The organism is Gordonia sp. w5E2 (assembly GCF_036540975.1).
GTDB lineage: Bacteria > Actinomycetota > Actinomycetes > Mycobacteriales > Mycobacteriaceae > Gordonia > Gordonia jacobaea.
Genome location: NZ_CP144213.1, coordinates 3,630,825 through 3,656,150, shown reverse-complemented (window position 1 = coordinate 3,656,150; position 25,326 = coordinate 3,630,825). Strand labels below are relative to the sequence as shown.

General features: G+C 66.8%; 2 protein-coding genes. Both read left to right on the top strand.

Annotated features, from left to right (window positions below; all coding sequences use genetic code 11):
• Window positions 1–10 precede the first annotated feature (10 nt).
• Complete coding sequence (locus tag RND64_RS16475) at window positions 11–25,000, top strand: non-ribosomal peptide synthase/polyketide synthase (RefSeq protein WP_331436168.1); 24,990 nt, start codon at window positions 11–13, stop codon at window positions 24,998–25,000.
• The gene (locus RND64_RS16470) at window positions 24,997–25,209 is read left to right on the top strand and encodes an MbtH family protein (RefSeq protein WP_049698840.1); all 213 of its coding nucleotides are present in this window, start codon (window positions 24,997–24,999) and stop codon (window positions 25,207–25,209) included. The genes RND64_RS16475 and RND64_RS16470 overlap by 4 nt, the downstream gene beginning before the upstream one ends.
• Window positions 25,210–25,326 lie beyond the last annotated feature (117 nt).

Below are 25,326 nucleotides of genomic sequence, written 5' to 3'. Positions count from 1 at the left end.
CCACACAGCCGTGACGGGAATCGACGCGAACGCACTAGAAACATGCTCGGGGTGGGGTCGCCGTCCCGGTATACGTGATCTGATCGGGGTAACCGCACGGACCGAACCGCATGCCCTCGCACTGTCCACACCGGCGACGCTCACGTTCGGCGAGCTCGAAGCGCGCGTTGCGCCGATGGCCACGGTGTTCGCCGGACGCGGTATCGACCCCGATGCCGCCGTCGCAGCCACCATCGCACCATTGGTGACCACACCCGGCGCAGACCCGGCCGCTTCGGCCGCCCTCACGCAGCAGCATCTCGCGCAGATACGTGCGGCGGCCGTCGACACACTCGGTGGGGACGACTGGCAGTCGTTGCCCGGTCTCTTTCGACTCGCGGTGCGGCGCTTCGCCGGTCGGCTCGCCGTCACCGACACCACCGGTGCCGAGCTGACCTATCGGGAGCTCGACGAGCTCTCCGACGCCGTGGCCGTGGGACTGGTCGCCTCAGGTGTGGAACAGGGCTCGGTCGTCGGACTCGCGACCGCCCGCAGCGTCGACGTCATGGTGGCGATCCTCGGCATCCTGAAGGTCGGCGCGACCTACCTCCCACTCGACACCTCGCACCCGGCAGATCGCCTGCAGATGGTCGTCGACGACGCGGCCCCGGTCGTGGTGATCTCGGGCGAGGGCGGCCACGCGACGCTCGACCTCCTCGGTGTCGCCCTGACCACGACGGCCGAGCTCTCCGACCGTTCGCGTCACGCGTCGGGGGAATTGCCTGCCGCACTCGACCCGCGGCTGGCTGCCTACGCCATCTTCACCTCCGGTTCCACCGGTAGGCCGAAGGGCGTCGTCGTCGAACATCGGTCGGTGGTGGCGTTGTTGGCTGCAGCTCAACAGCATTACGGCTTCACCGAATACGACGTGTGGACGATGTTCCACTCGTACGCGTTCGACGTCTCGGTGTTCGAGATGTGGGGACCGCTGCTGTTCGGCGGACGTCTGCTCGTCGTGGATTACCTGACAACGCGCAGCCCGGCGGAGTTCGCGGCTCTGCTCGCGGCGCACTCGGTGACCGTGGTGTCGCAGACGCCGTCGGCGTTCTATCAGCTCGCCGCCGCCGTGCGGCCGCGTGGCGAGACGTCTGTCGCTTCCGACGAGTTGTCATCGTCGGTGCGGTACATGGTTTTCGCCGGTGAGGCGCTGGACTTCGCGCAGGTGACACGCTGGTACGCCGATCGCATGGCTGGCGCTGGACGCCCGGGGCCGGTGCTGGTGAACATGTACGGCATCACCGAGACGACGGTGCACTCGACGTTCCGTGCGCTCGATCCCGAATTCGTCTCGACAGCAAAGGGATCGGACGTCGGTGACGGGTTGCCGGGCCTCGAGATCCACGTGCTCGACGAGCGCCTGCGGCCGGTGCCGGACGGAACGCCCGGCGAGATCTACGTCAGTGGCACGCAGGTGACGCGGGGGTACCTCGGCCGCCCCGAACTGACGGGCGTGCGCTTCGTGGCGGACCCGTTCGCCGGTGACGGACGACGGATGTACCGCAGTGGCGACGTCGCGATCCGTCACGGTGACACCCTCGAATATCTCGGTCGATCCGATGCCCAGATCAAGTTGCGTGGCTTCAGGATTGAGCTCGGCGAGGTCGAAGCGGCGCTGCTCTCCACCCCGGGGGTGGATGCTGTCGCCGTTGCGGTGACGACGCGTGAGAACGGAATCGAACAACTCGTCGGTTACGCCGTTCTCGGCGAGGGCGCCGAGGTGTCTCCGACGGCGATCAGGTCCAATGCCGCGGCGCTGCTGCCGGACTACATGGTTCCCGACGTGGTGATGCTGCTCGACGGTCTGCCGCTCACGGTGAACGGCAAGTTGGATCGTCGTGCGCTTCCCGAACCCGAGATCGTGGTCGACTCGGAGTACGTCGCCCCCGGCACGGAGACCGAGAAGATGCTCGCCGAGATCGTCGCGAACGTACTCGATCTCGAACGGGTCAGCGTCGCCGACTCGCTGTTCGATCTCGGCGGCAATTCGCTTGCCGCTGCCCGCATCGTCGGCCGCGCTTCCGACGCCCTCGGGGTAGACCTCTCCGTGCGCGACGTGTTCGATGCCCCGACGGTCCGCGGTCTGGCCGAACTGTCGGCTCAGCGTGCCGCCGGTCTGCCCGCGGTGGTGGCACTGCCGCGCCCGCAGCGAATTCCGTTGTCGTTTGCGCAGAGTCGCATGTGGTTCATCAATCAGTTCGACACGTCGTTGCCGACGTACAACATTCCGGCGCTGCTGCGGCTGGAGGGCGATCTCGATGTGCAGGCCCTACGCGCAGCACTGAGCGACGTGATCGAGCGCCACGAGGTGCTGCGGACGACGTTCCCCGCAGTCGACGACGAACCGGTTCAGGTGATCGGCGGTGTCGACGAGATCGATGAGCGACTCGAGTGGCGCGACGTCGACTCGTGGTCGGAGCTGCAGACCGTCGCGATGACGGGTTTCGACGTGACCACGGGCTGGCCGGTGCGTGCCGCTCTGTGGGCGCAGGCGCCCGGACAGTGGGTGTTCGCATTGGTGATGCACCATATCGCCTCGGACGGCGAGTCGTTGCGTCCGCTCGTCACGGATCTCATCACGGCCTACATTGCCAGAACCGCCGGGGCCGCACCGGAATTCGCGCCTCTGGAAATCCAGTTCGCCGACTACGCCATCTGGCAGCACGACGTTCTCGGTTCCGCGGACGACACGGACTCGATCATCGGACGCCAACTCGGCTACTGGTCACGACAGTTGCGCGGACTGCCGGACGTGCTCGACCTGCCCGCAGACCGGCCGCGCCCGACCGTTGCGTCGATGCGTGGTGCGCGTGCGTCATTCGACGTCCCGGCAACCGTGGCCGAGAGTGTGGTCGAGTTGGCACGCGCGTCCGGGGTCACCCCGTTCATGGTCGTGCATGGGGCGTTGAGCGCGTTGCTCGCCCGACTGTCGGGGACGGATGACATCGCGATCTCGACCCCGATCGCGGGTCGCGGGCAGCCGGTGCTCGATCCGCTGGTCGGAATGTTCGTCAACACGCTCGTCCTGCGTGTGGGCGTCGACCCCACATTGACCTTCACCCAGTTCCTCGATCGCGTGCGCGGTGTGGACCTCGAAGGCTTCGCGCATGCCGACCTCCCCTTCGAGTCCGTCGTCGAGGCGCTCGACCCGCCACGTTCGGAATCCTTTGCGCCACTGAGCCAGGTCATGCTCACATTCGATCAGAACGCGATGCCCGAGCTCGCCGCACGCGGTATCGCCGCGGCACGACTTCCGGCCCTTGCCGTGGAGCCGGTCGACGTCGACGAGATTCCGGCCAAGGTCGATCTGACGTTCGGGTTGAGGGACACCGGTAACGGTTGGTCTGGCGAACTCGTCTACGCCACAGACATTTTCGATGCCGATACCGCAGAGTCGATTGCCCACCGTTTCGTTCGACTGCTCACCGAGCTGACCGAACAACCGGCGCTGCCGGTAGGCCGCTCACGACTGCTCGACGATCAAGAGTACGACGAGATGTCGTCGATCTTCGGCAGTGAGGCGGCAACACCGCGGTTGCTGGCGGATGTCCTGGCCGATGTGGCCACACGGTATGCCGACTGCGCCGCGGTCACCGACGGGTCGGGCGCCGTCGCGACCTACGCTGAACTCGACGCCCGGTCGGATGCCTGCGCGCGGTGGCTCATCTCGCAGGGTGTCGGCACCGAATCGCTGGTGGCACTGGCTATTCGACGCTCGGTGGACCTTCTCACCGTGTTGTGGGCGGTGACAAAGGTCGGTGCGGGGTACGTACCCATCGACCCCGACTACCCGGCCGACCGCATCACCTACATGCTGAGCGATTCGGGCGTCTCCCTCGGTCTGACGACATCGGAGTTGCGTGAGCAGTTGCCCTCCTCGGTGACGTGGTCGATCGTCTCCGACGTCGTCGCCGTTCGGCAGGGTCCGGCTGAGCCCGCCTCGGCGCCTCTGAGGTCGGACGAGCTGGTGCGTCCGCGTCACCTCGACGCCCTCGCCTACGTGATCTACACGTCCGGGTCGACCGGTCGGCCCAAAGGTGTCGCTGTCACCTACCGAGGTATCCACAACTACGCAGCAGACCTGAGCCGCTACGGGGCGGAAGCAGGGTCTGTGGTGATGGGCTATTCGTCTCCGAGCTTCGACGCGTCGATCCTCGAGTGGCTGATCGCCTCCACCGGGGGAGCGACGCTCGCCTATCGGCCCGAGGGCGCGATCGGCGGGGAATTGCTCGAAGAGTTCATGCGCGAGGCCGGGGTAACGCATGCGTTCATGACGCCGACCGTTGCCGCGACGATCAATCCCGCAGCCGTCCCGGGTTTGCAGCTCCTGGCATCGGGGGGTGAGGCGCTGCCGCAGCGACTCGTCGACCGGTGGGCCGACGAGGTCGCCTTCTTCAATGCCTATGGCCCGACCGAGACGTCGGTCGCCGTCGCCAACAGCCGACGCCGCGTCGGCGACCCGGTGCGCATCGGCGGACCCATCGGCGGTGTGGGATTGGTGGTCCTCGACGACGCGTTGCAGCCCGTTCCGGTGAATGTTCCCGGCGAGCTCTACGTCCGTGGTGTCGCGCTTGCCCGCGGCTACCTCGACCGGGCAGGACTGACTGCTGCGCGCTATGTAGCCGATCCCTTCGGCGGTGGCGGCGACCGCCTCTACCGCACCGGAGATGTGGTGCGATGGCGCCGCACCGAGGACGGCGACCTGGAGCTCGAGTATTCCGGGCGTAGCGATGACCAGGTGAAGCTGCGAGGTCTGCGCATCGAATTGGGCGAGGTCGAAGCCGTCTTGTCGTCGTATCCGGATGTCTCGGAGGCGGTCGTGATCGGCGTGGGTGGTGCCGTGGCCACGGCGCTCGCAGGCTACGTGGTGGCAGATGCCGGGCTCGATCTGTCCGCGGTGCGCGCACACCTTGAACAGCAATTGCCCGCGCATATGGTGCCCGCCACCATCACCGTCCTCGACGAGCTTCCGCTGACGCCCGTCGGCAAACTCGACAAACGCGCACTCCCGGCACCGGAGCTCCCCGACGGCGACGACTACGTCGAGCCGGCGTCGACCGCAGAACGTCAGTTGGCCGCAGTGGTCGCAGGGATGCTGGGGATCGACCGGGTCAGTGTCACCGACTCGTTCTTCGCGCTCGGCGGAGACTCGATCATGTCGATCCGACTGGCGTCGGCCGCCCGTGACGCGGGCTTGGCCCTGTCGCCGCGAGACATCTTCGAACACAAGACGATTCGAGCAATGGCTCGCGCAGGCAGCGACGACCGGGCGAGCGTGCCCCTCCTGCCCGAGCCGGACGGCGGTGGTTCCGGCGAGGTGCCGCTGAGTCCGGTGGCCGCGTGGTTGCTCGAGACCGCAGGGGAGCCCGCGCGGTTGCGCGACTTCTCGCAGTCCGTGGTGATGATCGCTCCTCCAGATCTGAGTCCGGCCATGCTCGCGGCCGTCCTCGACGCCGTCGTGGCGGTCCACCCGATGCTCGCACTGCAGCTCCGACACACCGACGACGGTTGGAGTCAGGTCGCTGGGTCACCCGACTCGCGCGCAGAGGTGCGGGCCGTACATGCCGACGTCAGTACTCGGTCAACGGAGTTCGAGGCGCTGATCCGTGCTGAGCACGCGGCGGCCCTCGGCAAGCTCGACCCCGTTGCGGGGCGGGTGATCGCGGCAGTCCTCGTGTCCGGAAACGACGGCGCGCGTGTCATTCTCGCCATCCACCATCTGTCGGTCGACGCCGTGTCGTGGCCGGTCGTCGTCGAAGACATCATCACCGCATGGGGTGCGATGAGCTCCGACGCACAGATGGCGTTGCGGCCAGAGGTGACCTCCGCCCGAGCCTGGCACAACGCGCTGGCAACCGCGGTGCGTGCCGACGACGAGCTCGACTACTGGATGCCTCGCGTCGGACTTCGCACACCGGGTTTCGACGTCCCGACTCCGCTCGGTCAGGCCGCGCCCGCACCGGTGACCGTCGAACTCGATCCGGAACTGACCGAGGCCGTACTCGCAGACCTGCCGACGGCCTTCGGCGCGACCACCGCCGACGTGTTGATCGCCGCGCTCGCGCGTGCTGTGCGCTCGTGGCAGGACGATCGTGGGCTTGCGGCAGACGGTCCCGTCGCGATGGTGACCGAGGGGCACGGACGCTACGAGGATGTGCTCCTCGACGCCGAGGAGCCACGCCGGGCCGATCTGTCGCGAACGGTCGGATGGTTCACGACCATCGCGCCATTCGCCGTCGATCCCGGTACCGACGGGATTCACGCCGTCAAGGCAGCGAAAGAGGAGCGGCTGACCCGACCCGGCAACGGTATCGGTTTCGGACTACTACGCGCGGATCAGCGAAGTCCGTTGTGGGGCTGCGAACTTCCGGCGATCGGCGTCAACTATCTCGGTGCGGTCGGCCAGGGCGTCACCGAGGTCGATACCGACGTTCCGTTCGCGGTCGACACCCGCGCACCAGCACTGGCATCGACCGTGTCCGGCATGATGCCTGCGACGAACGTACTCACGGTCAACATCGCGGTACGTCCAGGCGAGCACGGACGTGCTCTGTCCGCGGATTTCCTGTACGCGCAGAATGTGTTGACCCAGCACGATGTCGCAGCTCTCGCCGCCGCATGGCTCCGCGAACTCGAGGGAATCGTCACCGAGGTTGCCGTGCTCGGTGATCCGGGGCCGTCGCCCTCGGATCTGCCCGGCACAGGTATCACGCAGGCCGATATCGATACCGTGGTAGAGGCATATCCCGGTGCTGCGATATGGCCGCTGACGCCGCTGCAGCACGGCTTCTTCCTGCAGTCGGCGCTCGCCGACGCAGGCGGTGACGACGCCGTGGATGTGTATGTGGGACAGGCCGTTCTGCGCCTTGCTGCGCCCGTCGATGACACTCGGCTCCGCCGCGCCGTCGAAGGGCTGTTCTCCCACCACTCCGCCCTGCGGACGAGTTACCTGCAGACCGCGGGCGGTGCGGTGGTGGCCGTCGTGCACCCGTCGGTCGACGTTCCTTGGCGCACAATCGATCTGGGCGAGGTAGACGACACGCGGCGGCACGCGGCGGTCGACGAGGTGGTCGCCGCCGAGCGCGTCACACCATTCGACCTCGCAGCGCCTCCGCTGCTACGGGTCGTGGCGGTTCGTGACTCGGGTGGCGTCACGGTCGTGATCACCAACCATCACATCCTGTTCGACGGTTGGTCGGGTCCGCTCGTCCTCGCAGACCTGCTGTCGCTTTACGCCACCGGGGGAACGTACACCGGTGGACAGCGCACCGGGGCACGCGATTTCGGCGACTTCGCGCGGCGCATCGCGGGCGCCGACCATGCTGCAGGGCTCGCGGCCTGGGGTGACGTGCTCGCAGTGGTCGACGGGCCGACACTCGTCGCGCCCGGCGCGGTGGCCACCGCTCACTCATTGCCGCGCAACCACATGATGGTCGTCGACTCGCAACTTGTCTCCGGGCTCGAATCCGTTGCACGAGCGCAGGGTTCGACGCTGGCGACGGTTCTACAGTTCGCGTGGGCGGTGTTGTTGTCACGGGTGACGGGGGAACGCGTCGTCACTTTCGGCGAGACCGTGTCCGGCCGACCTGCCGACCTCGACGACGCCGCGTCGATGGTCGGCCTGTTCATCAACACGTTGCCCGCGGTCGTCGACGTCGACCCGTCGATGCCGATCGCCGACGTGGTGGCAGCACTACAGAAATCCAAGGTCGCGGTGCTCGATCACCAGCACCTCGGACTGCCGGAGCTGATCGCGCTCGCCGGTGTCGACGGTGCCCTGTTCGACACGCTGACCGTCCACGAGTCCTATCCCGTTGACACCGAGTCGATTTCGACGACCGACCCGTCGAGCACAGGACTCGACATCGCCGAGGTGGTGGTCAGTGACTCCACCCACTTCCCGCTGAACATGGTCACGTCGCCCATGAGCGATGGCGGACTGTCGATCACCCTGAAGTATTTGCCGAGCGCATTCGACGACGAGCAGATCCGCGTCTTCGCCGACGCGCTCGGTGTCATCCTGCGCACCGTCGCGGGTCGACCGCAGTCGTTGGTTGCCGACATCTCGTTGCTCGACAGCACCGAGCGGGCGACCGTCGAACGGTGGTCTGTCGGGCCGCAGGTCGAGGTGCCCGCGGCACAGACGGTTGCTGATGCTGTTGCGGCGCAGGTGGTTCGGTCGCCGGGTGCGCCTGCGTTGTGGTGTGAGGGTCGGGTGGTGTCGTATGCGGAGTTTGGTGCGCGGGTGGCGGTGTTGGCGCGTGAGTTGATTGGTGTGGGTGTGGGGCCTGAGGTGGCGGTGGGGGTGTCGTTGGAGCGGTCGGTGGAGTTTGTGGTGGCTATTCATGCGGTGGTTGCTGCGGGTGGTCAGTATGTGCCGTTGGATACTCAGGCGCCGGTGGAGCGGGTGGAGTACATGGTGGGTACTGCTGGGGTGGGTGTGGTGGTGGTTGCTGCGGGTGCGGTGCCTGCGGCGGTGGTGGAGTTGGGTGATCGTGTGCGGGTGGTTGAGGTGGATGCGTCGGGGTCGGTGGATGTGTCGGTGGCTGCGGTGTCTGATGGTGAGCGGTTGGGGTCGTTGTCGGGTGATGCGGCGTTGTATACGTTGTTCACGTCGGGGTCGACGGGTCGGCCGAAGGGTGTCACCGTCTCGCACCGTTCCGTGCTCAACAGGTTGTGGTGGGGACTGGGCGAATATCCGTGGTCGGCGGGCGACCGGGTGGTGTTGAAGACGCCTGTGACGTTTGATGTGTCGGTTCCGGAGTTGTTCGCGCCGTTGATGTCTGGTGCGCAGGTGGTGGTGGCGCGGCCGGGTAGTCACGGGGATCCGTTGTATCTGGCGGAGTTGATCGGTCAGACGCGGGCGACGTCGGTGCATTTCGTGCCGTCGATGTTGTCGGTGTTCCTCGATGTGGTCCCCGAGCAACGTATTCGCGAACTCGACTCCCTGCGGTGGGTCTTCTGTTCGGGCGAGGCGTTGCCGCCTGCCACCGTTGCCGCAGCCCATCGATTGTTGCCGGACGTGTCGATCCACAATCTCTTCGGCCCGACGGAGGCCGCCGTCGAAGTCGGCTACGCCGATGTCACCACACGAGATCGCTTGATTCCCATCGGGATTCCGGTGGCCAACACGTCGATGTATGTGTTGGATGCGCGGTTGGGTGTGGTGCCTCCTGGTGTGCCTGGTGAGTTGTATTTGGGTGGTGTGCAGGTGGCGCGTGGGTATGCGTCGCGTGCGGGGTTGAGTGCTGAGCGGTTTGTGGCGGATCCGTTTGGTGGTGGGGGTTCGCGGTTGTATCGGACGGGTGATTTGGTGCGGTGGGGTGTTGGTGGGGAGATCGAGTATTTGGGGCGTACGGATTTTCAGGTGAAGTTGCGTGGGCAGCGGGTGGAGTTGGGTGAGGTGGAGGCGGTGGTTGCTGCGGCGCCGGGTGTGGTGCATGCGGTGTGTGCGGTGGTTGATGGTGGTGGTGGGCAGCAGTTGGTGGGGTATGTGTCGCCGGGGTCGGTGGATGTGGATGTGGTGGGTGAGTATGTGTCTGGGGTGTTGCCGGGTTATATGTGTCCGTCGGTGTGGGTGGTGACTGATGAGTTGGTGTTGAACAGTTCGGGGAAGTTGGATCGTCGGGCGTTGCCGCCGGTGGTGGTGCCGGAGGTGGGGTTTGTGGCGCCGGTGTCGTCGTCGGAGGTGTTGGTGGCGCAGGTGTTTGAGCGGGTGTTGGGTGTGTCGCGGGTGGGGTTGGGGGAGTCGTTTTTCTTGTTGGGTGGTAATTCGTTGTCGGCGATGCGGGTGGCTGCTGGGGTGGCTGATGTGTTCGGGGTGTCGGTGTCGGTGCGTGATGTGTTTGATGCGCCTACCGTCGAAGAACTCGTCGACCTCGTGACGACTCGGGATCGCGGTCTCGCGCCGATCGAGGCCGTGTCGCCACGGCCGTCGGAGATCCCGTTGTCGTTCGCGCAGTCGCGGATGTGGTTCATCAACCAGTTCGAACCCGGGACCGCCACCTACAACATCCCGGCGCTCCTGCGACTTCGCGGGAAGCTCGATCTCGTCGCGCTGCGCCGCGCTGTGGAAGATGTGGTCGCTCGTCACGAGGTGTTGCGGACGACGTTCCCCGCCATCGACGGAACCCCGGTGCAGGTGATCCACCCGGCGCACCGCGTCGCGGCGGAACTCGACTGGGCCGTCGTCTCGGACGAACAGGCGCTCGCCGACGCGGTGAGCACCGGGTTCGATGTCACCGAATCGTTGCCGCTGAGGGTGCGCGTGGCACCGGTGGGCCCCGACGAGCACATCGTTGCCCTCGTCGCCCATCACATCGCGGCGGACGGTGAGTCGATGCGTCCGCTCGTCGCTGATCTGGTCACTGCGTATGTCGCACGTTCGGCGGACGCGACGCCCGAATTCGTCCCGCTGGCAGTGCAATTCGCCGACTACTCGATCTGGCAACACCAGGTCCTCGGCGATCCAGCAGATCCTGAATCGGTGGTCGGGCGACAGCTCGCCCACTGGGTCGCAGAGCTCGCCGGACTCCCCGACGTCATCGATCTGCCGACGGACCGTCCACGCCCGCGAGTCGCCACTCATCGCGGTGCTCGCATGCAGGTGGCCATCCCCGCGGAGATCGCGGATCGAATCGCCGCAACAGCGGCCGAACGCGGCGTCACCTCGTTCATGGTTGTCCACGCCGCGCTGTCGGTACTGCTCGCGCGCCTGTCGGGAAGCACCGACATCGCCGTCGCGACACCGGTTGCCGGGCGCGGACACGCAGTGCTCGATCCGCTCGTCGGGATGTTCGTCAACACTCTCATCCTGCGCAGCGAGGTCGACCTCGCCGAGTCGTTCGTCGATCTGCTCGACCGGATCCGGGTGACCGACCTCGATGCCTTCACCCACGCGGACGTTCCGTTCGAGACCATCGTCGACGCGCTGGATCCGGTGCGCTCCGAGGCATTCGCGCCGCTGGCTCAGGTCATGCTCTCGATGGAGGCGGGCGCGGTCGCAGATCCCACGGTGCGTGTCGACGCGCTCGAGGTCGAGCCGGTCGACGTCCCAAGTGTCCCGGCGCAACTCGACCTCGCGCTCACGGTGACAACCGCGCCTTCGGGCGATGACTGGCAGTGCTCGATCGTCTATGCCACCGACCTGTTCGACGACGCGACCATCTCGACGTTCGCCGACCGCTACCTCGCGTTGTTGGCCGGTCTGACGGCGGCCCCGGCAGACGCCGTCGGCGACACGACGTTGATCTCGCCTGCCGAAACGGCTGCCGTCCTGTCCGCCGCGACCGGGCCGATTACGGAGCCGACCGTCGAGACGGTTGCTGATGCTGTTGCGGCGCAGGTGGTTCGGTCGCCGGGTGCGCCTGCGTTGTGGTGTGAGGGTCGGGTGGTGTCGTATGCGGAGTTTGGTGCGCGGGTGGCGGTGTTGGCGCGTGAGTTGATTGGTGTGGGTGTGGGGCCTGAGGTGGCGGTGGGGGTGTCGTTGGAGCGGTCGGTGGAGTTTGTGGTGGCTATTCATGCGGTGGTTGCTGCGGGTGGTCAGTATGTGCCGTTGGATACTCAGGCGCCGGTGGAGCGGGTGGAGTACATGGTGGGTACTGCTGGGGTGGGTGTGGTGGTGGTTGCTGCGGGTGCGGTGCCTGCGGCGGTGGTGGAGTTGGGTGATCGTGTGCGGGTGGTTGAGGTGGATGCGTCGGGGTCGGTGGATGTGTCGGTGGCTGCGGTGTCTGATGGTGAGCGGTTGGGGTCGTTGTCGGGTGATGCGGCGTTGTATACGTTGTTCACGTCGGGGTCGACGGGTCGGCCGAAGGGTGTCACCGTCTCGCACCGTTCCGCGGCCAACCGCCTGTGGTGGTGCATCGACCGTTTCTCACTGACCGACGCCGATCGGGTGGTGTTGAAGACGCCGGTGACGTTTGATGTGTCGGTTCCGGAGTTGTTCGCGCCGTTGATGTCTGGTGCGCAGGTGGTGGTGGCGCGGCCGGGTGGTCATGCGGATCCGTTGTATCTGGCGGAGTTGATCGGGGCGACGCGGGCGACGTCGGTGCATTTCGTGCCGTCGATGTTGTCGGTGTTCCTCGATGTGGTTCCGGCACAGAGCTTTACACAACTCCGGTCGTTGCGATGGCTGCTGACGTCCGGTGAGGCGTTGCCCACCGCGGTGGCACTCGAGGCACACGCACAGTTGCCGGACACCAGGATTCACAATCTGTACGGTCCCACCGAGGCCGCGGTCGACGTGACGGACGTCGACGTGACGGGAAGCGACCACGTCACCATCGGCAAGCCCATCAGCAACACCACCACGTATGTGTTGGATGCGCGGTTGGGTGTGGTGCCTCCTGGTGTGCCTGGTGAGTTGTATTTGGGTGGTGTGCAGGTGGCGCGTGGGTATGCGTCGCGTGCGGGGTTGAGTGCTGAGCGGTTTGTGGCGGATCCGTTTGGTGGTGGGGGTTCGCGGTTGTATCGGACGGGTGATTTGGTGCGGTGGGGTGTTGGTGGGGAGATCGAGTATTTGGGGCGTACGGATTTTCAGGTGAAGTTGCGTGGGCAGCGGGTGGAGTTGGGTGAGGTGGAGGCGGTGGTTGCTGCGGCGCCGGGTGTGGTGCATGCGGTGTGTGCGGTGGTTGATGGTGGTGGTGGGCAGCAGTTGGTGGGGTATGTGTCGCCGGGGTCGGTGGATGTGGATGTGGTGGGTGAGTATGTGTCTGGGGTGTTGCCGGGTTATATGTGTCCGTCGGTGTGGGTGGTGACTGATGAGTTGGTGTTGAACAGTTCGGGGAAGTTGGATCGTCGGGCGTTGCCGCCGGTGGTGGTGCCGGAGGTGGGGTTTGTGGCGCCGGTGTCGTCGTCGGAGGTGTTGGTGGCGCAGGTGTTTGAGCGGGTGTTGGGTGTGTCGCGGGTGGGGTTGGGGGAGTCGTTTTTCTTGTTGGGTGGTAATTCGTTGTCGGCGATGCGGGTGGCTGCTGGGGTGGCTGATGTGTTCGGGGTGTCGGTGTCGGTGCGTGATGTGTTTGATGCGCCTACCGTCGAAGAACTCGCCGCAGCGATCGAAGGTCGCGACCAGGTGCTGCCCCGCGTGACAGCGGTGGCACGACCGGCGCGGGTACCACTGTCCGCGGCGCAGTCGCGCATGTGGTTCATCAACCGATTCGACCCGACGTCGGCGTCCTACAACATTCCACTTGTGCTGCGCCTCAAGGGAAGTCTCGACCTCGACGCCCTGTCCGCAGCAGTCGGCGACGTTCTCGAACGTCACGAGGTGCTGCGTACGATCTACCCGGATGCAGGTGACGGCCCCGTGCAGCACATCGTTGCCGCCGCGCAGGCACGCGACGAGGTGGATTGGGGTGTCGCCTCTCATCGTGATGAGCTGATCACTTCTGCCACAACGGGATTCGATGTCACGCGTGAACTCCCGATCCGGGGTCGGGTACTGCGGGTCTCCGACGGTGAGCATGAGCTGGCACTCACGGTTCATCACATCGCGTTCGACGGGGGATCGGTTCCGGTACTCGTCGGCGATCTTCTCGCCGCCTACCTTCACCGCACCAGCGAGGCCGTGCCCGCGCAGGCCCCGCTGTCGGTGCAGTACGCCGACTATGCGCTCTGGCAGCAGGCTGCCCTCGGCAGCGTGCACGATCCGTCGAGCCCGATCGGTAGCCAGATGGACTACTGGCGAACGCAACTCGCGGCACTGCCGATCGTCACCGACCTGCCGAGGGATCGGCAGCGGCCATCGGTGCGCGACAGCGACGCAGGTGTGGTCTCGCTGACCGTCGACGACGCGTTGGCGACCCGTATCGAGGCCTTCGCGCGGGAACACGAGATCACCGGCTTCATGGTCCTCCATGCGGCGCTGGCGATCACGGTGTCGCGCGAGGCCGCCACCGACGACGTCGTCATCGGAACCCCGATCACGGGCCGTACCGACTCCGCCCTCGCCGATCTCGTCGGGATGTTCGTCAACACGTTGGTGCTGCGCACCGAGGTCGATCCGGGGCTGACCGTCGAGGACTTCCTCGCGTCGGTGCGCACCACCGATCTCGATGCCTTCGCGCATGCCGACGTGAACTTCGAGGATCTCATCGACGAGTTGTCGCCCGCGCGTTCCACCGCATTCGAGCCGCTCGTGCAGATCGCCTTCACCCATGTGTCGGGCGACGTCGATCCGCGGGCCGAGATAGAGGCGGCGGGACTGGTCGCCGAACCGCTGGACATCGCTGCGCCAACAGCCAAATTCGACCTCACGGTCGGCGTGGCAGACCGACGCGCCGTCTCGCCCATGACTGCCGAATTCATCTATGCCAGCGCACTATTCGACGAATCGACGGTGCGCGGTTTCGCCGATCGCTGGTTGACGGTGCTGGAATCGATGGTGGCACACCCCCGGATCGCCGTCGGCGACATCGACCTCGCGGTCGACGACGACACGGTGGTGTCACTCGGGGTGCGGAGTCGGAACTCGTTGGGCACCAATGGCGTTGCGGCCGATGGCGGTGTCTCGACGCCGCGTGTACTCGTCGACATCCTCGACGACCGCGTCATCGATCCGGACCGTCCCGCACTGATCTGTGGTGACCAGCAGTTCACCTACGACGAATTCGAGAAGGCGGTCAATCGAGTGGCCCGAAGGCTGATCGCCGCGGGTGTCGGACCCGGCGACGTGATCGCCGTCGGCATGAACCGCTCGATCAACTCGGTTGTCGCCGTCTTCGGTGTGTTCCGAACCGGGGCAGCGTACGTGCCCATCGCGCCGTCGTATCCCGAGGACCGCATCGCCTTCATGCTGGCCGATTGCGGTGCAACCCTTGGGATCAGCGACCGCGATACCATCCCCGGCTTCGGAGAATCGCCGTGCACCTGGATGGATATCGACGCCCTGATCGCACCCGGGGTCGCAGACGGTCCCGTCACGAACGACGAGCGCCGCGCACCGGTGAGACTCGACGATCTCGCGTATCTCATCTACACCTCCGGATCGACAGGTCGCCCCAAGGCGGTCGGCGTCGCCCAGCGCGGCATCGCCAATCTCGTCGACGCACTCGCGGAGATCTCCGGGACCTCGACAACGGCATCCGACGTCCGGGTGCTGCACGTCGCATCGCCGAGCTTCGACGCGTCGATACTCGAAATGCTCTGGGGCATCGGCCTCGGCCACACCCTGGTGATCGCAGGCGCCGATGAGTACGCGTCGGACGCGCTCGGCCGTGTCATCGAACGCGGCGGCGTCACCGACGCGATCATCACCCCCACGGTGCTCGCCACCGTCGACCCGCAATTCGGTGCGAGCCTGAGGAATCTCGCATCGGCGGGCGAGGCGTGCCCACCCGAACTCATCGACAGGTGGGCGTCGGCTCATCCCGATCTCCGGACGCTCAACCTCTACGGGCCGTCGGAGACGACGGTGTGGGCAACAGCGGCCGTGGTCGAGCGCGGGCTGCCGGTGACCATCGGACGCCCGATACGCGGGTTCGCCGCGTATGTTCTCGATTCGCGACTGCACCGCGTGCCGCAGGGCGTCACGGGTGCGTTGTATCTCAGCGCCGACGACTCGCTCGCGCGCGGCTACCTCGGACGCCCCGGACTGACCGCGAAGGCGTTCGTCGCGAATCCGTTCAGCTCGACACCGGGCGCGCGCCTGTACGCGACGGGCGATCTCGTCAGGATCACCGCCACAGGCGAATTGGAGTACGCCGGCCGCATCGACACACAGGTCAAGTTGCGCGGGCTGAGGATCGAACTCGGCGAGATCGAGACGGCACTCACCTCCCACCCCGACGTCGACGCCGCGGTGGTCATCGGTGTCGGAGGCGCCGTCGCGAGCGCGCTGGCAGGGTACGTGGTGGCATCACCCGACGTCGATGTCGCGGCCATCCGCGACCACATCGCCACGCGGCTTCCCTCGCACATGGTTCCCGCGAGTCTGACCGTGCTCGATGCTCTACCGCACACGCCCGGAGGCAAGATCGACGTCGCCGCGCTGCCCACGCCTGCCGAAGAAGCGCAGCAGCACAGCAGCGTCGCACCGGCGACCGACGCGGAGGAGCGTGTCGCCGCCGTCTACGCCGAGGTGCTCGGTAGCGAGACCATCGGCGTCACGGAGAGCTACTTCGACCTCGGCGGCAACTCGTTGTCGGCCACTCGCGTTGCTGCGCGGATCTCCGAACTCTTCGACGCCGACATCACCGTGCGCGACGTCTTCGAGCAGCCAACCGTGCGCGGTCTCGCCGCGCTTGCGGCGCAGCGTGAGCCGGGACTCTCGCCGGTCGTGCCGGTCGTGCCCCGTCCGGCCCGCATTCCGCTGTCGTTCGCGCAGGCCAGGATGTGGGTCATCAACCAGTTCGATCCCACGTTGAGCACCTACAACGTCCCGGTGCTGCTTCGGCTCAGCGGCGACGTCGACTTCGCTGCGCTGCGGGCAGCCGTCGTCGACGTGGTCGAGCGTCACGAGGTGCTGCGGACGGTGTTCCCCGCGGTGGACGGCGTTCCGGTGCAGATCATCGGCGGCGTCGACACCGTGTCGGACCGCCTCGATTGGGGCGTCGTCGACTCCGCCGCACAGCTCGAGGCCGCGGTGACCGACGGCTTCGACGTCAGTGTCGAGGAGCCGCTGCGGTGCCGCGTGTGGCGGTCCGCGCAGGACGAGTATGTGTTCGCGCTGGTGGCCCACCACATCGCTGCCGACGGCGAATCGATGGGCCCGTTGGTCAGCGACATGATGGCGGCGTATGCGGCGCGCGCGACAGGCTCGGCACCGCACTTCGCGCCGCTGCCGGTGCAGTTCGCCGATGTGGCCATCTGGCAGCACGAGGTGCTCGGGCGGCCGGACGACCCGACGTCGGTGGTCGCGCGTCAACTGTCCTACTGGGAGGACGCGCTGGCAGGCGTACCGGATGTGCTGGAACTGCCGACCGACCGTCCGCGACCCCTCGTCGCCTCCGAGCGGGGCGCGCAGGTCGGGTTCGCGATACCGGCCGCCATCGCAGGCCGGGTGTCGGCGGTGGCACGCGAGCACGGTGTGACACCGTTCATGGTCGTGCACGCGACACTCGCTGCGCTCCTGTCCCGACTGGCCGCCACGACCGATGTCACGGTGGGAACACCGATTGCCGGTCGCGGACAACGTGATCTCGACGCATTGGTCGGCATGTTCGTCAACACCCTCGTACTCCGCAGCGACGTGGACCCCGGTGCATCGTTCGCCGATCTACTCGAGTCTGTGCGGACCACAGACCTCGACGCGTTCGCCCACGCCGACGTGCCGTTCGAAGCGGTGATCGATCGTCTCGACCCGGTGCGCTCGGAAGCGTTCGCGCCCCTCACCCAGGTGCTGCTCACGTTCCATCAGTCGGTGCTGCCGGAGTTCGCGGCAGAACTGAACGCCACACATGTTGCCGGAGTGCAGATCTCGCCCATCGCGCCGCAGCACACCCCGGCCAAGGTCGACCTCACCTTCGGTATCGCCGACGCTCCCGACGGTCAGCCGTGGACGGCACAGATCGTCTATGCCACAGACCTTTTCGATGGCTCGACGGTTGACACGATCGCCGACCGGTTCGTCCGGATGCTCGACGGCTGCACCGCCGATCCGAGCCTGCCGATCGGCGACGTCGTGCTGCTGTCGGATCACGAGAAGGCGACGCTCGCCGCACTTCCGGCGCCGATAACGAACACGCCGCGCGCAGACCTGAGCCTCGTCGACCTGTTCGCCGAATCCGTACGCGCACACCATGACCGGCCAGCAGTCAGCGCGGCCGGACAGTCGCTCGACTACGGCGAACTCGACCGCCGGTCGACGGCAGTGGCCGCGGCACTGGTCGAGCGCGGCGTCGTCGCGGGAGATCTCGTCGGTGTCGCAACGGCACGCACCGTCGACCTCGCCGTCGCCATTCTGGGTGTCCTCAAGGCGGGTGCGGGCTATCTCCCGTTGGATACGACGAACCCGGTGCAACGCCTGACCTATATCGTCGCCGACGCCGCCATCGACCTGATCATCACCGACGCCGCGACCGTCGATCACGAGCTGTTCGGGCAGTTGCCCGACGCCGTCGCGGCCGTCGACGTCGACGACCTGGTGGGCGAGGGGACCGGTCTGCCCACGCCGACGCCGGTCATCAAACCCGACTCCGGCGCGTACGTCATCTACACGTCCGGATCCACCGGCAAGCCCAAGGGCGTGCAGATCACTCACCGCGACGTGCTCACCCTGATCGACACCACCGCGACCGACTTCGAGTTCGTCCCGACCGACGTCTGGACCATGTTCCACTCCTATGCGTTCGACTTCTCGGTGTGGGAACTGTGGGGCCCGTTCGCGTCGGGTGCGCGTCTGGTCATCGTCGACCGCGACGTCGCACGTGACCCGGACGCATTCGTCGAACTCCTCGGCCGCGAAGGGGTGACGGTGCTGAGCCAGACGCCGTCCGCCTTCTACCAACTCATCGACGCTCGACGGCGCGTCGGACCTGATCTCGCCCTGCGCTACATCGTGTTCGGCGGCGAGGCGCTCGCATTCGATCAGGTCGACCGCTGGTTCACCGAAAACCCCTCGGACACAGCTCAACTGGTCAACATGTACGGCATTACCGAGACCACGGTGCATGTCAGCATCCGGCCCATGGACCGAGCGTCGGTCCTCGACGGCGACAGCTCGCTGATCGGTAGGCCGTTGAGCTCGTTGGGCATTCACATCCTCGACTCGCGACTGCATCCGGTCCCGCCGGGCGTCGTCGGCGAAATCTATGTCACGGGTGGCCAATTGGCGCGGGGTTACCGGGGACGGTCGGAGCTCACCGCCACGCGGTTCGTCGCCGACCCCTTCGATCCGGGCGGCGAACGGATGTACCGCACCGGCGACCTCGCCCGCCGCATCGGCGACGACATCGAGTATCTCGGGCGCGGTGATGCGCAGGTGCAGCTGCGTGGCTTCCGCATCGAGTACGGCGAGGTCGAGGCAGCATTGGCCGCTGCCCCCGGCATCAACGCTGCCGCGGCAACGGTCGTCGACATCCCCGGACGTGGCGAGCAACTCGTCGGCTATGTGGTCGCAGACCGGATCGACTCGATAGACGTGGACGAGGTCCGCGACTCGGTTGCGCGCGCGGTGCCGACGTACATGATTCCCGGAATCATCATGCCGATCGATCGTCTGCCGCTGACCGCGAACGGCAAACTGGATCGACAAGCACTGCCGCAGCCCACGATCGACGGCGTCGGCGGCGACGACGTCGTGCCGGCGACGCCCGCCGAGGAGACTCTGGCCGGCCTCGTGGCCGGTGTGCTCGGGGTCGAAAAGGTCGGCATGACCGACTCCTTCTTCGCGCTCGGCGGTGACTCGATCCTCGCCATCACGCTCTCGTCGGCCGCACGTGCAGCAGGCCTTCCGATCTCCCCGCGCGACATCTTCGAGCACAAGTCGGTGCGCGCTCTTGCCGTGGCAGCAGCAGCCGATGCACAACGACTCCCGATGCTCGCCGAGTTGCCGGACGGGCCGACGGGTGCCGTTCCGGTCTCGCCGGTTGCTGCGTGGGTGATCGAATTGTCCGACGAGCCAGACGATTTCGCCGACTTCTCGCAGTCGATGACACTCATCGCGCCCGAAGGTCTCGACACCGAGAGGCTGCGGCGACTGCTCACGACGGTTGTCTCGGCACACCCGATGTTGTCGTCGACACTGCGGTACGTCGACGGCGAATGGGTGGCCACAGCAGGATCCGACGCCACACCGAGTGTCGTCGGCGAGCGGGTCGATGCAGCCGGCGGCAGCCCGGAATTCGCTGCCGCGGTGCGGGCGGCACATGCTCGCGCACTGCGTGAGCTGTCACCGGCCGACGGGGTCCTGGTGTCCGCCGCACACGTCGTGGGAGCCGACGGTGCGCGGGTGGTGCTCGCGATCCATCACCTCGGCGTGGACGCGGTCTCGTGGCCGATCCTCATCGAGGATCTGATCACGGCGTGGGCGGCGTCGGAAAGCGGTGGTGTCGCGACGTTGCGTCCCGAGGTCACCTCGGCACGAGCGTGGCACTCCGCGCTGGCCGAACGCACCGCGGAGCACGAGGGCGAGGTCGACTACTGGCTGGCGCGCGTCGACCGCGAGCCCACCGATCTCGGCGTCACCGTCGAGCGCGACCGAGATCGATTCGCCACACTCTCCACGGTGACCGTCGCCGTCGGCACCGCGGACACGGAGGCGCTACTCACCAGCGTCCCCGAACAGTTCGGTGGCCATGTCAACGACGCTCTGCTCGGTGCGTTGGCGCGCGCGATCAGGTCGTGGCAGCGTGCTCGCGGAATCGTCGACGATGCTCCGGTATCGATCCTGGTCGAAGGCCACGGACGCTACGAGGACGTGCTCGCCCACGGCTCGTCGCCGAGCACCGCTGACCTCTCCCGCACCGTCGGATGGTTCACGTCGATCGCCCCGATCGTCGTCGACCCCGGCGATGACGTCGTGCACGCCGTCAAGGCGGCCAAGGAGGAACGCCTCGGGCAGCCCGAGCACGGTCTGGGATTCGGCCTGCTGCGCAACAACCTCTCGCGCAACGGTGACGCACGGTTGGCGCAGACCGCGTTGCCCGGTATCGCGTTCAACTACCTCGGAGCCGGCGTCCGCGGCAGCGACGACGCGGCGGTGTTGCCGTTCACCGCCGATCCCGCGGCACCCGCGCTGCCCGCGTCGGTGTCGGGTCGCATGGTTGCGATGAACACGCTCTCTGTCAACGTCGGCACCGCGACGACCGACAGCGGCCGCGAACTGTCGGCCGACCTGCTGTTCCCGAGTGGCGCATTCTCTCGGTCGGACATCGAGGATCTCGGTGATCGATGGGCGGCCGAACTCTCCGCGGTCACCGCCGCGGCGCGACAGCCCGGCGGGCCGGGACTATCGCCCTCGGACGTGCCCGGTACCGGCGTGACCCAGGACGACCTCGACGAGCTCGCGCACCGTTTCGGCTCGGCCGACGTCTGGCCGATGACGCCGCTCCAAAGGGGTCTGCACGTCCAATCAGAGCTCGCGGGCGACGACGCGGTCGATGTCTACGTGGTGCAGGGAATCCTCCACCTCGGCGGGGACATCGACGTCGAGCGGCTTCGTCGTGCGACAGCAGCACTCTTTGATCACCACAGGGCGTTGCGCTCGGCGTTCGTGCGTTGCAGGAGCGGCGCCGTGGTCACGGTGATCCCCGAGACGGTCGCCGTGCCGTGGGAGGTCGTCGAGGTATCGGCGTCGTCGGCCGGGGATGACATGTCGGCGGTGGAGCAGTACGCCGACGTGGAGCGACGTCGCGGATTCGATCTCGAGTCCGCCCCGCTGATGCGCTTCACGCTCGTCCGCCACGGCGACGACGCGCACCTGATCGTCACCAATCACCACATCCTGATCGACGGATGGTCGGGTCCGCTCGTCCTCGCCGACCTGCTCGCGCTCTACGCGACCGGGTCGACATACACCGGGACACAACCCGGTGGTGGCGACTTCGGCGATCATGCGCGCCGCATCGCGCTCGCCGACCCCGATGCCGCTCGGGCGGCGTGGCGGGGCGTGCTCGCGCCGGTCGACGGTCCGACCCTCGTGGCTCCCGGCGTGTCCGGTGCTCGAGAGATGCTTCCGCGCGATCACTCCGCGCTGCTCGACGAGCAGATCGTCGACGGAATCGAGCGGCTCGCCAGGGCGCAGGGCGCAACCGTGGCCACGGTGCTGCAACTGGCCTGGGCTGTGTTGTTGTCTCGACTGACCGGGAACCGGGTCGTCACATTCGGTGAGACCACTTCGGGCCGCCCCGCAGATCTCGAAGGCGTGGCGTCGATGGTCGGCCTGTTCATCAACACCGTGCCCGCCGTCGTCGACGTCGACCCGGACGCACCCGTCGCGGACGTGCTCGCGCGTCTGCAGCAGGCGAAGGTGACCGTGCTCGACCACCAGCACATCGGACTGACCGAACTGATGGCGCTTGCCGACGTCCCCCTGCTGTTCGACACCCTCACGGTGCACGAGTCCTACCCGGTGGACGGCGACTCGCTCGCGACCGCCGACCCCGCACAGACCGGGGGCCTGCAGATCCTCGACTTCGATGGCACCGACGCGACCCACTACCCGCTCAACATGGCGACGGCTCCGTTGCCGGGCGGGCGGATCTCGCTCACGCTCAAGTATCTGCCTGCGGCATTCGACGATCACCAGGTAGAGGTATTCAGCACCGCGCTGGTCGAGATCCTGCGCCAGATGGCCGCTGACCCGACACGCCTCACCGCCGACATCACCCTCGTCACCGACGAACAGAGGGCACAGTTCACGCCGGTCGACGGTGGTGAAGGGGCACGACCGCGGCTGCTAGCCGACCTGTTCGCCGAAGCCGCAGCGGCATACGGACCGCGCACAGCGGTCAGCGACGCTGCCGGTTCGAAGTTGACCTACGCCGAACTCGACGCCGAGTCCACTCGCCTCGCGCGGTGGCTGATCGCACGTGGGATCGGGACCGAGTCGCTCGTCGGTCTGGCGATCGGACGCTCCACGGAATTGCTCACCGCGATCTGGGCAGTCGCCAAGACCGGCGCGGGGTATGTGCCGATCGATCCGGACTATCCCGCAGAACGAGTTGCGACGATGGTCGAGGATTCCGGCGCCGTACTGGGCCTGACCCGCTCGCGCTCGCTGCCGACGCGGCCGGGACTCGACTGGGTCGACCTCGACGACCCGGCCGTCTCGCGCGCAATCTCGTCACAGGACACCACGTCGCTCGCCGCGAACGAGCTCCTGAAGCCGGTGCGACCGGACAACACGGCATACGTGATCTACACCTCGGGATCGACCGGAAGGCCCAAGGGTGTGAGCGTCACGCACTCCGGCCTGGCCAACTACGCCGCAGCGGAATCGTCCCGCTTCCCGCAGGTCGAGAAGCCGGTTGTGCTGGGCTTCGCGTCGCCGAGCTTCGACGCCTCGGTGCTGGAGTACCTCCTCGCTGCAGCGTTCGGCGGCCAGATCGCATACCGCCCCGCGGACGCGGTCGGTGGCGAGGCACTGGAGCAGTTCATGCGAGAACGTGCGGTGACACATACGTTCCTCACTCCGACCGTGTTGTCGACCATGGATCCGGCTGCACTGCCGGATCTGGCGGGGGTCGCCGTGGGCGGCGAAGCCGTGCCGCCGTCGATCGTCGACGGTTGGTCGGGCCACCTCAGCCTGCACAACATCTATGGTCCGACCGAGACGACGATCAGTGTGACGTTCGCGCGGCCGACGTGGCCGGGTGCCAGAGTGCTTCTCGGCGGTCCCATCAACGGCACAGGGTTCGAAGTCCTCGACGCCCGCCTACATCCCGTACCCGAGGGAGTCTCCGGAGAGCTCTACATCACCGGACTACCGCTCTCTCGCGGGTATCTCGATCGGCCGGGACTGACGTCGGAGCGGTTTGTCGCGCACCCGAACGGCGCCGCAGGCGAACGCATGTACCGCACAGGCGACGTCGTCCGTTGGCAGCGCGACGAGACCGGTGAACTCTCACTCGAGTACGCGGGTCGAAGCGACGCTCAGGTCAAGCTTCGCGGTCTGCGAATAGAACTGGGTGAGATCGAGGCGGCCCTGGCGGCTCATCCGAAGGTCGAATCGGCCGTCGTCGTCGGAGTCGGGGGAGCGGTGGCGACAGCGCTCGCCGGGTACGTCGTGCTCGACGATTCCCCGGGCCCCGATGATTCCCTCAGCGATCCCGAGGAATCCGTGTCGACGACGCTGCGGCACTTTCTCTCGCAACGGTTGCCCGCCCATATGGTGCCGTCGAGCATCACCGTGCTCGATGCGTTTCCGCTCACGGCTGTCGGCAAACTCGACAAGCGCGCGCTTCCCGAACCGCAGCGCCCGAGCGGGGTTCGTGTGGACCCGGTCGGGCCGATCGAGGAATCGGTGGCCGAGGTGTTCGGCGAGATCCTCGGCGTCGAGAACGTCGGCGCGACCGACAGCTTCTTCGACCTCGGCGGCGATTCGTTGTCGGCGACCCGTGCACTCGGTCTCTTGCGGCGAGTGCACGGCGATCATCTCGAACTCGGCTGGTTGTTCAACGATCCGACGCCGCGCGGGATCGCGGCCCGAATCGAAGGCGCCACCGCGCCGGCAGGTGAGGTTCTCATCGAGCTCGCGCGCGGCTCACAGCCTCCGCTGTTCTGTGTGCACCCGGCGGGCGGACTCGCGTGGTTCTATGGCGGATTCGTGCCCTACCTGGCCGATCGGCCGGTGTACGGCCTGCAGGACCCGCACGCCGTGTCCGGAGAACCGTTTGCCTCGTCTGTCGAAGAGCTGGCGCAGAGGTACCTCGCCGAGATCCGTCGTGTGCAGCCGGAAGGGCCGTACAACCTGCTCGGATGGTCGCTCGGTGGATATGTCGCGTACGCGATGGCCACGGCGTTGCGGGAAGCAGGCGAGGAGGTCGCCTTCCTCGGCGTGATGGACTCGGCGCCGGTGTCCGTCGACCAGGTGAACGGGTCTGAGTCGGCCGAGCGGGTGCGTCCCGGCGGCGAGTTCGTCGGCGATTTGCTGGGGGGCTGGCGCGACCTATTCGATCTCGGGGAAGATATTGAGGCGAGCTCTGCCGATGAGGTCGCAGCGATCGTGCGGGACAAGATCGCATCGCTGGGACTGCTGCGTGATGAGCAGGTGCAGTGGGTGATGGACAGTTTCGCGGGTGGTGAGCAGTTGGTGGAGCAATTCCGCCCCGACCGGTTCGACGGCTCGCTGCTGGTGTTCACGGCGACACGCGACAAGGAAGACCCATCCGCTGTCGCGCGGTCGTGGGAACCACACGTCGACGGAGACGTTGTCAACGTAGACGTCGACGCCGACCACCTCGGCATGGCGAATGCGGACGCACTCGCTGTCATCGGGCCGGTCCTGGCTCTGCGACTGGCGGGCAACACGCACGAGCAACATATAACGAACATCGAAGACGATGGTGAGGAAAGGAAGCGACAATGACGAATCCCTTTGACGACGAGAACGGACGATTCTTCGTCCTGGTCAACCACGAGAACCAGCACTCCCTGTGGCCGACATTCGCCGACATCCCCGACGGATGGACCAAGGTGTTCGGAGAGGACAGCCGGGCCGCGTGCCTCGAGTACGTCGAGCAGAACTGGACCGACCTGCGCCCGAAGAGCCTCATCGAAGCGATGGAGGCCGATTAGTCGGCGCGAAGGGCAGACGCCCCTGTAGAGGCTGCGACACGACGACGTAATCGCCGACCGGTGACACGCATATAACGCTTTCACACCAGTCACATCAGCAACATTGGATACCTGCTG